The sequence below is a fragment of the Meiothermus cerbereus genome (genome assembly GCF_051297115.1).
In the GTDB taxonomy this organism is placed as follows: domain Bacteria; phylum Deinococcota; class Deinococci; order Deinococcales; family Thermaceae; genus Meiothermus; species Meiothermus cerbereus_A.
In genome coordinates this window covers 1-8,830 of record NZ_JBEVAL010000096.1, presented here as the reverse complement: position 1 = coordinate 8,830, position 8,830 = coordinate 1, and the positions used below count along the sequence as shown (strand labels likewise).

Annotated in this window: 7 protein-coding genes and 1 rRNA gene; 3 read left to right on the top strand and 5 right to left on the bottom strand. The window is 61.8% G+C overall.

Annotation, left to right across the window (positions count from 1 at the left end):
• Nucleotides 1-59, top strand: a 16S ribosomal RNA gene (locus tag ABWU19_RS13535); the annotation flags it as partial.
• Between the two features lie 286 nt (nt 60-345).
• Nucleotides 346-840, top strand: coding sequence for an NUDIX hydrolase (locus tag ABWU19_RS13530; RefSeq protein WP_435902196.1), 495 nt, complete (start codon nt 346-348; stop codon nt 838-840).
• Nucleotides 841-1,063: 223 nt separating this feature from the next.
• On the opposite strand, the gene solA is transcribed toward ABWU19_RS13530, so the two are convergent.
• Both solA and ABWU19_RS13520 read right to left on the bottom strand, forming a co-directional pair.
• Nucleotides 1,064-2,233, bottom strand: coding sequence for an N-methyl-L-tryptophan oxidase (gene solA / locus ABWU19_RS13525; RefSeq protein ID WP_435902195.1), 1,170 nt, complete (start codon nt 2,231-2,233; stop codon nt 1,064-1,066).
• Nucleotides 2,230-3,201, bottom strand: coding sequence for an NADPH:quinone oxidoreductase family protein (locus ABWU19_RS13520; RefSeq protein WP_435902194.1), 972 nt, complete (start codon nt 3,199-3,201; stop codon nt 2,230-2,232). The genes solA and ABWU19_RS13520 overlap by 4 nt, the downstream gene beginning before the upstream one ends.
• Before the next feature lie 77 nt (nt 3,202-3,278).
• Here ABWU19_RS13520 and crtI point away from each other — a divergent pair, with 77 nt between their 5' ends.
• On the top strand, nt 3,279-4,919 hold the full coding sequence (crtI, locus tag ABWU19_RS13515) for a phytoene desaturase family protein (protein ID WP_435902193.1): 1,641 nt from the start codon (nt 3,279-3,281) through the stop codon (nt 4,917-4,919).
• Between the two features lie 226 nt (nt 4,920-5,145).
• Here crtI and ilvA read toward each other — a convergent pair whose 3' ends face one another.
• The 3 genes from ilvA to bshA all read right to left on the bottom strand — a co-directional run bounded on the left by ilvA (nt 5,146) and on the right by bshA (nt 8,334).
• Nucleotides 5,146-6,378 (bottom strand): threonine ammonia-lyase, encoded by a 1,233-nt coding sequence (ilvA, locus tag ABWU19_RS13510; RefSeq protein ID WP_435902192.1) that lies wholly within the window; start codon nt 6,376-6,378, stop codon nt 5,146-5,148.
• A gap of 159 nt (nt 6,379-6,537) precedes the next feature.
• Nucleotides 6,538-7,011, bottom strand: coding sequence for a CYTH domain-containing protein (locus ABWU19_RS13505; protein WP_435902191.1), 474 nt, complete (start codon nt 7,009-7,011; stop codon nt 6,538-6,540).
• A 42-nt stretch (nt 7,012-7,053) separates the two neighbouring features.
• The gene (gene bshA / locus ABWU19_RS13500; RefSeq protein WP_435902190.1) at nt 7,054-8,334 is read right to left on the bottom strand and encodes an N-acetyl-alpha-D-glucosaminyl L-malate synthase BshA; all 1,281 of its coding nucleotides are present in this window, start codon (nt 8,332-8,334) and stop codon (nt 7,054-7,056) included.
• Nucleotides 8,335-8,830: the final 496 nt, after the last annotated feature.

The window sequence follows — 8,830 nt, the reverse complement described above, 5'->3', positions numbered from 1 at the left end:
CTGGGGCTAAGTCGTAACAAGGTAGCTGTACCGGAAGGTGCGGCTGGATCACCTCCTTTCTAAGGAGCGTTTACGCAGCGTGTCTGCGTCATCTTGCGTCGCCTAGCGCCGCAAGCAAGCTCGGCTGATCTTTCTTTGTTCAAGACAAGCGCCCTTCGGGGCGCTTTTTTTTCTCGTCCCCTCAAAGCTCGAGTCCGCTCCAAACCGCAGGATATGTGCCTTCATACACGACAAATGCGCTTGTTCCGTGTAAACTAAAACAAGGTACCCATTTTTGGGTCATTGGAAAGTTGTTACAGTATGCGTTATTCAGTTGGTTCGCGCCGCCGTAGACCCAAGCGCGGCATGTCCGGGGTTACCAGGCCCCAGGTGCTGCCGCAATCGCGCCGCCGTGTGACTTCGGCGGGGGGTGTGGTATTGCGGGAGCGGGCGGGCGGAAAGGGCCTCGAGGTGCTCCTCATCGCCATCAAGGATGGGCGGGTCTGGAGCCTGCCCAAAGGCCAGGTGGAGCCAGGGGAGCGCTATCCGCAGACAGCAGTCCGCGAAGTACGCGAGGAAACCGGCATCGAGGCCAGGGTGCTGGCCCCCTTGGGCAGCATTCGCTACCACTTTACCGTCAAGGACGATGGCATCCAGACCACGGTTACCAAAGAAGTGCACCACTTTTTGATGGGCTATGTGGGCGGAACCCCCCGGCCCCAAAAGGAAGAGGTGGACGGGGTAGCCTGGTTTCCCGTGCGCGAAGCCCTAAAACGGCTCTCTCACCAGAACGAGCGCAACGCCGTTCTCAAGGCCCTGGCCTGCTGGGACACCCAGGCGCCGCTGGAGGCACAGCCGTAATTGCGCTTCCCTTTGCTTCTGCGCTTGTGCAAAAAACGCACCTTGCTCAATCTTTCTTTTTGAACACCTCACCAAACGGGGCAGTTATCAGCAGGATGAGCACCAGCAAGCCAAGGCCCACCACGCCACCTAGAATCCACTCCATTGGGGTTACGCTCGAGAGCATCGTTTAGCCTCCGTGTCGCCACAGAGCATAGCATACCCCCATAAGGTATTTGAAGCCCTATCCCCAGGCCGGTCGTTGGGCCAGGCGGAAGGGGGTCAGGTCGAGCGGGCTGCGCCCGTACAGGGCCAGCTCAGCCATAGCCTCCCCTACTGCCGCTGAGTGTTTGAAGCCGTGGCCCGAACAGGGCGAGGCCACCAGAATACGCTCGGAGTCGGGGTGGTGGTCGAGGATGAAGTCGCCATCGAGGGTAGAGGTGTACAGGCAGGTGGCGCTCCTGAGACACCCAGGGCCCAGCCCTTTCAAACGACCCTGCACGTAGCGGGATAGGAAGGACTGGGTCTCGGCTTCGGATATTTGGCGCTCTACCTGGTCGGGGTGGGTGGATACCTGCGATTGCTCGGTAGCTACTTTTACGCCCTGCGAAACCTGGGGGAAACCATAAAAGTGCTCACCTTCGGCGTCGCCAAACATCCAGATAAAGATGGGAAAGCGCTCTGGCCCGTAAGCCTGGGGGTTTTGGGCCTCGAGCCAGAACAACACCTGGCGATAAACCCGGAGCACCCGCGCGAACGGCTCGCCCAGCAGGTCGGCGGCCCAGGCCCCTACGCCCACCACCGCTTTGGCCGCGGAGTAGCGGCTTTTATCGGTTTCGATCAGCACCCCATCGGATTGGGGCGTAATCTTGAGCACCTGTTCGCCGGTTTTCACTGCTGCGCCCAGACGCCGGGCCTGCTCGAGCTGCACTTCCAGGCAGCGCTCCGGGTAGAGCAGCCCTGCGCCGGGTTCGTAGTAACCGGTTTCGTCGCCTTGCAGGCTAAGCTGCGGAAACCGCTTTTGTATTTGCGCCGCATCCAGCACTTCGTGGGCAATGCCAAACTGCCGGGCGGCCTCGAGGGTGCGCGGCAAAAACTGTGGCTTGCCGTGGTGCAGGGCCTCGCCTGCCGGGCCGCTCAAAATGAGGCCCCCACAGGCCAGAAAAAGCGAGCTGCCGGTCTGGGCCTCGAGCTCGCGCCAGATCTGGTGCGAACGCAGCACCAGCGGCACATAGGCCACCCCTTCACCGATGGCCTGCCGGGTAATGCGGGTCTCCCCGTGGCTGGAACCATAGGTGTGCGACGGCAGATGCCGGTCTATCCCGATGACCCTGGCCCCCCGCCGGGCCAACTGGTACAGGCTGGCGCTGCCCATCGCGCCCAGTCCGACCACAACCACATCGGCGGTATTCATGGCTCCAGAATCACCTTTCCGGTGTTCTTACGGCTCAGCACAAACCTGAACGCTTCGGCGGCCTCCTCTAGCTTGAAGCGCTGGCCCACCACCGGCCTGATCTGGCCCGAAGCCACCAGGGGCATCAGGAAGGCCGTGGCCGCCTGCATCTCGGCAGGGTCGCTCAGGAAAGGGGTAAGCCACACGCCAATAACGCTCTGGTTGCCCTTCATCAGGCTCACCGGGTACATCTGGGCCATCTGGCGGGAGGCCGAACCAATCACCAGCAAGCGCCCCCGGTAGGCCAGCATCCTGAGGCTCTGGGCAAAACCCTCACCCCCCACCACCTCCATCAGGATGTCTACCCCCCTGCCCTCGGTGGCGTTTTTGACCGCATCCACCAGGTCGCCCTGGGTGTTGAGCAGGGTTACCTCGGCCCCCAGGCCCTGGCAAAGGGCCAGTTTTTCCTCGCTGCTGGCCAGCGCCATCACCCGCAGCCCCAGCGCTTTGGCCACCTGAATAGAAGCCGTGCCCAGCGCACCGGCGGCTGCTTGCACCAGAACCCATTCTCCCGGCCTGGCCCGGGCCTGGGTGGCCAGCGCAAAGTAGGCGGTGAAGTAAGAAACCGGGAAAGCGGCGGCCTCGGCAGCGCTCATCTGGGCTGGCACCGGCAGCACCGAGCGGGCTGGCACCAGCGCATACTCGGCAAATGCGCCGCTGCCCCCCAGGGCTGCCACCCGCTGGCCCGGATGCAACCCCTCCACCCCTTCGCCGAGCGCCTCGATGACCCCGGCAAACTCCATGCCCGGAACCGTGGGGTAGCGGGTACGCACCAGATACTCGCCTGCCACATACAAGATGTCGGCGAAGTTGAGGCCCGCTGCCTCGACCTTGATGAGCACCTGCCCAGGGCCAGGGTGGGGTTTGGGGAGGTCGGTGAGTTCCAAAACTTCGGGGCCGCCTGCTCGGTGTACCTGGATGGCTTTCATGTTGCACAGCATATAACCCCCAAATGTAGCCTCGCCGAAGAATGCCCTTGGCCCTTGGGGGTATTCTTGTCCCTGATATGACAAGAACAGCGATTGTGATTGGCTCGGGGATTGGGGGTCTGGCGATGGGCCTGCGCCTGCAAAGCCTGGGCTTCGAGACCACCATCGTGGAAAAACTGGACGGCCCCGGCGGGCGGGCTTACGTCCGGCAGGTAGACGGGTTTACCTTCGACATGGGGCCTACCGTGATTACCGTGCCGTACTTCATCGAGGAGCTGTTTAGCTTGGAGCGTGGTAAGTCCAACCTGCACCTCCCCGATTTTCCCCCCGAAATTCTCGGGGAAGATAAAAGAATCAAAGAGGGCCTCTCGGGCGGGCCCAACACCAGCAGGTACGTGCAGCTTATCCCCATTCTGCCCTTTTACCGCATCTACTTTGACGACGGCACTTTCTTCGACTACGACGGCGACCCCGAGAACACCCGCCGCCAGGTAGCAGCCCTGGGCGAGCCGGGCGACCTCGAGGGCTATGAGCGCTTTCATACCGATGCACGGGCGATTTTTGAAAGGGGGTTCCTCGAGCTCGGCTACACCCACTTCGGCGACCTGGGCACCATGCTGCGGGTTATACCCGACCTGCTCCGGCTGGATGCGGTGCGTACCCTCTTCAGCTTTGCCAGCAAATACTTCAAATCGCCCAAGCTGCGCCAGGTCTTCAGCTTCGAGACCCTGCTGGTGGGGGGCAACCCCCTGAGCGTGCCCGCCATCTACGCCATGATTCACTTTGTGGAAAAAACCTGGGGCATTCACTTTGCCCTGGGGGGCACCGGGGCCTTGGTGCGGGCTTTTGTGCAAAAGTTCGAGGAGCTTGGCGGTACTATGCGCTTTAGCGCCGAGGTCAAGAAGATTAATGTGGTACGCGAGGGCAACAAGAAAATCGCCAAGGGCATCACCTTAGCCGACGGCAGCGTACTGCACGCCGACATCGTGGTCTCCAACGCCGATTACGCCAACACCTACCTGAAGCTAATTGAGCCCCAGTACCGCTTCTGGCAGTCGGACTTCATCGTGAAGAACCGGCCCCAGAGCATGTCGCTGGTGGTGATTTATTTTGGCTTCAAGGCCGACGGCAACGAAGGCCAGAAGCTGCGCCACCACAACATCATCCTGGGGCCGCGCTACGAGGAGCTGCTACGGGACATCTTCGGGCGCAAAATCCTGCCCAAGGACTTCAGCCAGTACCTGCACATCCCCACCCTGACCGACCCCTCGCTGGCTCCTCCAGGCCACCATGCGGCCTACACCCTGATTCCCGTCCCTCACAATGGCAGCAAGCTGGACTGGGAGCTCCTGGGTGAGCCCTTTGTGAACAAGGTGCTCCACTTCCTGGACGAGCGCGGCTACCTGCCGGGCCTGATGCAGCGCCTGGTACACAAAAGCTTTATCACCCCCGACTACTTTGAGCACACCCTGAGTAGCTACCTGGGCAATGCCTTTGGGCCCGAGCCCATTCTGGCCCAGTCAGCCTTCTTCCGGCCCCACAACAAAAGCGAGGACATTGCCAACCTGTACCTGGTGGGGGCAGGCGTTCAGCCAGGGGCCGGAACCCCTAGCGTGATGATGTCGGCCAAGATGACCGCACGGCTCATCGCACAGGATTTTGGGATTGTGGATAAGCCTGTGGAAAACCAGCCGATAGCGGAACCGGCAAGGGTTTAAGTTGCGCCAGGGCAGATTGGCAAAACCAGCGGAATGAGTCAATGCATACCTGGCGCAATTCCTAAAGCGAACTTTCGGTACGGCATCTCGCATTTCGCTTATGGAGACACTTAGCACCCTTCGCAGACGCTGCCCCCCATCCGGGATGTACTGTGCAGAACACAGCAATTCAGGTTGTGCGCGGCTATTATGAACAGTGCTCCAGCAAGGCCGCTTCGCCAGAGCTTCAATCGGGCCAGTCGCCCACGTTTTCACGTTCGACGGCATAACCGGCCTGCTCGAGGCCAGCCACCACCTCGTGGCCATGCTGGGCATCCCGCACCTCCAGCACCAGCTCCACCCCCACCTTGCCCAGCGGGGCCAGCCAGAGCGCCCGCCGGTGGAAGATGTCAATGATGTTGGCCCCCGCCGCTGCCACATAATCCACCACCCGTGCCAGGGCTCCCGGACGGTCTATTACCGCCAGCTTGAGCAGCAGGTAGCGGCCCTGCCGCACCATCACCTGTTCGATCACGCGTGAGAGCAGGTTGCCATCGATGTTGCCCCCGCACAGTACGGTAGCCACCGTCTGGCCCGGCTGCACCGGCACTTTACCTGCTAGAATGGCTCCCATTCCGGCGGCCCCGGCCCCCTCCACCACCAGCTTGAGGTTCTGGACACAGTGGGCAATGCCCCGGGCGATTTCGTCGTCGGTTACTTCGATCACCTGATCCACGTACTGCTGGATAAGGGGCAGGGTGAGTTCGCCAGGCCGCTTGACCGCAATACCATCGGCGATGGTCTGGGCCACCGGCACGCTTAGGGGCTTCCCGGCCTTAAGCGAGGGGTTGACCGGCGCACAGCCCACCGCCTGTACCCCCACGATGCGGGTCTTGGGGCGCAGGCTCTTGACCGCGATGGCAATGCCACCAATCAGGCCACCGCCACCGATGGGCACCACCAGCACATCCAGCTCGGGCAAATCCTCCAGCAACTCGAGGCCGATGGTGCCCTGGCCGGCGATGATTTTTTCGTCGTTGAAGGCATGCACGTAGGTGTAGCCCTGCTGCTGCTGGAGTTCGTGGGCGTGGGCCACGGCATCGTCGAAGCTGGTTCCATGGAGCACCACCTCGGCCCCCAGGCGGCGGGTGGCCACCACCTTGGTGAGGGGGGCGTGCTGGGGCATCACAATCACCGCACGGATGCCCTGCAGGGCAGCCGCCAGGGCCACCCCCTGGGCATGGTTGCCTGCCGATGGGGCAATCACCCCCCGGGCTTTTTCCTCGGGGGTAAGGGCGGCAAGCTTGTGATAGGCACCGCGAATCTTGAAGGAGCCGCTTTTTTGCAGGCACTCAGCCTTGACGAAAACCCGCGCCCCTAGTTCGTCGGAAGCAAGGGGGTCGGGCAGGGTGGGCGTAGTAGCGATGACGCCGCGAATCACCTCGCGGGCGGCCTGGATATGCTCGAGTCGAACTGCCATGTGCAGATTGTATCGTGCATGTGAACCCCAACCGAAGCGTTCAGTTTCGCCTAAGTCAAAGCTGGTTGTATGCCAGGGCTCCCGCCACCATCGCTTGGGTGGGGATCCTGGCAAAGAACAAGGAAATTTCTCATGGTTCAGCGAAAAAATGCGCCGGAGTCATGGTTTTCCCCACCTGGAGAACGGATGCTCCACCAGGTTGGCGTTCAGATAGCGGGGGTCGTGGGTTACCTCCTCCCCCACCCAGTCCGGCAGCTCGAGGGGCTGGTCGGGCCCCTCGAGCTCCACTTCCGCCACCACCAGGCCCTGGTTCTCCCCTGCAAACTCGTCTACCTCCCAAACCCTCCCTGCAAACTCAAGGCGGTAGCGGGTCTTCTCGATCAGGGGCTTCAAGCAAAGCTGCTCGAGCAAGGCCTGGGCATCGGCCAGGGGGATGGGGTACTCGTACTCCAGGCGGGTAATGCCCTGGGCCTGGCCCTTGATGGTCAGGTAGGCCTGCCCGCCTGCAACCCGTACCCGCACGGTACGGGCAGCCTGGCGGCACAGGTAGCCCTGGCGGTATGGCACGCCCACTGCACCAGGCTTCCAGCTTTCTGAGCGCACCAGGAATTTACGCTCGGTCTCGCTGCCCATACTTGCATTGTATGGGTTGGGGTGTAGGGGGTAGCCTTTGCCCTACTTCCCAACCAGCGCCCCCTCGAGGGTCTTTTCGTAGACCTCCAGGTAGTGCGGCAGCACCACCTCGGGCCGGAAGCGCTCGATGGCCCGCGCACGGGCTGCCTCGCCCATGTTGCGGCGGCGGGTGCGGTTGGTGAGGATTTCCAGGCTGGCCTCGAGCATCCCCGGTATGTCCCCCATCGGGCGCAAGAAGCCGGTTTTACCCTCCTCGACCAGTTCGGGCAGCCCCCCCACCCGGCTGGCCACCACCGGAACCCCACTGGCCATGGCCTCTAAAGCCACCAGCCCGAAGGACTCCTGCTCGGAGGGCAGCAAAAACAGGTCGGCCACGCTCATGAACTTCTCGATGCTGGGCGTAGACTCCAAAAACTGCACCCGTCCCGCTATTTCCAGCTCATGGGCCAGCTCTACACATTCCTGGCGCAGCGGCCCATCGCCAATCATGAGCATACGGGCCGGCATCTTCTCGAGGATGCCGGCAAACACCCGCAGCGCGTCCAGGGGGCGCTTGACCGCACGAAAATTGGACACGTGCAGCACGATGGCCTCCTCCGGCTGGGCAAAGCGGGCCCGGTAGGCCGGGTCGCGGTTGGGCTTAAAGCGCTCCGGATCTACCCAGTTGTAGATGACCTCAATCTCGCGCTCCACCCCCAGCTTGCTACGGGCATCTCGGGCCAGCGAGTGGGAGACCGCCGTCACCGCGTCGGAGGTACGCACCGCGTGTTGGGTGGTTTTGGCAAAGGCCGGCTCGAGCCCCACCAGGGTCACGTCGGTGCCGTGCAGGGTGGTTACTACCTTGATGTCCAGGCCCATTTCGCGGGCCAGAATGGCGCTTGTGGCGTGGGGAATGGCGTAGTGGGCATGCACCAGCTCGATTTTGTAGCGCTCGATTAGCTCGGCGATGGAGTTGGCCGCAGTCAGGGGGGTAAGCGGTTCCTGGAACAAGGGGTAATCGGCGCTCAGGATCTGGTGAAAGTGCAGCGAACCTGTTTGCAGCGGTTTTTTGAGCAGAGCCAGCCAGCGGGCCACGCTCTGCCTGGAAGCCCGAAAAATGCGGCCCAGCCCACCCACCGGGTCTTGACCCGTGGAGATGGGTTTGCCTCCAAGCAGGTTGCTGCTCAGGCCAAGCTGGCTCAGTCGCTCTTCGGTCAGGCGAAAGGGACGTTCGGTAGCCACCACGTGTACCTTGTGCCCTAGCCCGGCCAGGGCCAGGGCCAGCTCGGTAGCCACCACACCCGAACCTCCTGCGCTGGCATGGCAAAGTATGGCTATGTTCATGCAACCTCCTGTTTGGGTTAGCTCGAGCCCGCAACGGCAACGCCCGCTAAAGCTGCGTCTTTATCCTGCATGCGCCGAGTCAGCACACTTTCAGATGCAAGGCTCACCTCTTGAGGGCAAGTCTAGCCTAAGGTTTAGAGGTGAGAAATTGTCTAAAGCCCTGTTGGGGCAGTTTCTCAGAGTGAGCCCAGGGGGGAAGCCGCCCAAGGCCCGTTTTGTCACCGGTAAAAGCCCTCACACGCCTCTATGCCCCGGCATATTCTGGTTTTGTAGGCATAGCTCAAATGCTCGTTCCAGGCCCATTTGGCTGCATTAAGGCTTCCTGTGAGGCGGTCTTAAGAAAAACCACCCCTTCCGCAACCATTCCCGTGCAAAACAGCTTGCCAGGTAAGCTTCCAAATTCCTTCGTGTGCTACCTCATAGCTCCACCCCAGCCATCTTCAGGAGTACCCGACTGCGAATGAGGTTGTGCACCAGCAAGATGAGGTTCACCCGG

What these genes read in the sequence shown, in the direction of transcription:
- ABWU19_RS13530 (WP_435902196.1), top strand. Translation starts at nt 346, where the DNA reads ATGTCCGGGGTTACCAGGCCCCAGGTGCTGCCGCAATCGCGCCGCCGT.
- solA (WP_435902195.1), bottom strand. Translation starts at nt 2,233, where the DNA reads ATGAATACCGCCGATGTGGTTGTGGTCGGACTGGGCGCGATGGGCAGC.
- ABWU19_RS13520 (WP_435902194.1), bottom strand. Translation starts at nt 3,201, where the DNA reads ATGAAAGCCATCCAGGTACACCGAGCAGGCGGCCCCGAAGTTTTGGAA.
- crtI (WP_435902193.1), top strand. Translation starts at nt 3,279, where the DNA reads ATGACAAGAACAGCGATTGTGATTGGCTCGGGGATTGGGGGTCTGGCG.
- ilvA (WP_435902192.1), bottom strand. Translation starts at nt 6,378, where the DNA reads ATGGCAGTTCGACTCGAGCATATCCAGGCCGCCCGCGAGGTGATTCGC.
- ABWU19_RS13505 (WP_435902191.1), bottom strand. Translation starts at nt 7,011, where the DNA reads ATGGGCAGCGAGACCGAGCGTAAATTCCTGGTGCGCTCAGAAAGCTGG.
- bshA (WP_435902190.1), bottom strand. Translation starts at nt 8,334, where the DNA reads ATGAACATAGCCATACTTTGCCATGCCAGCGCAGGAGGTTCGGGTGTG.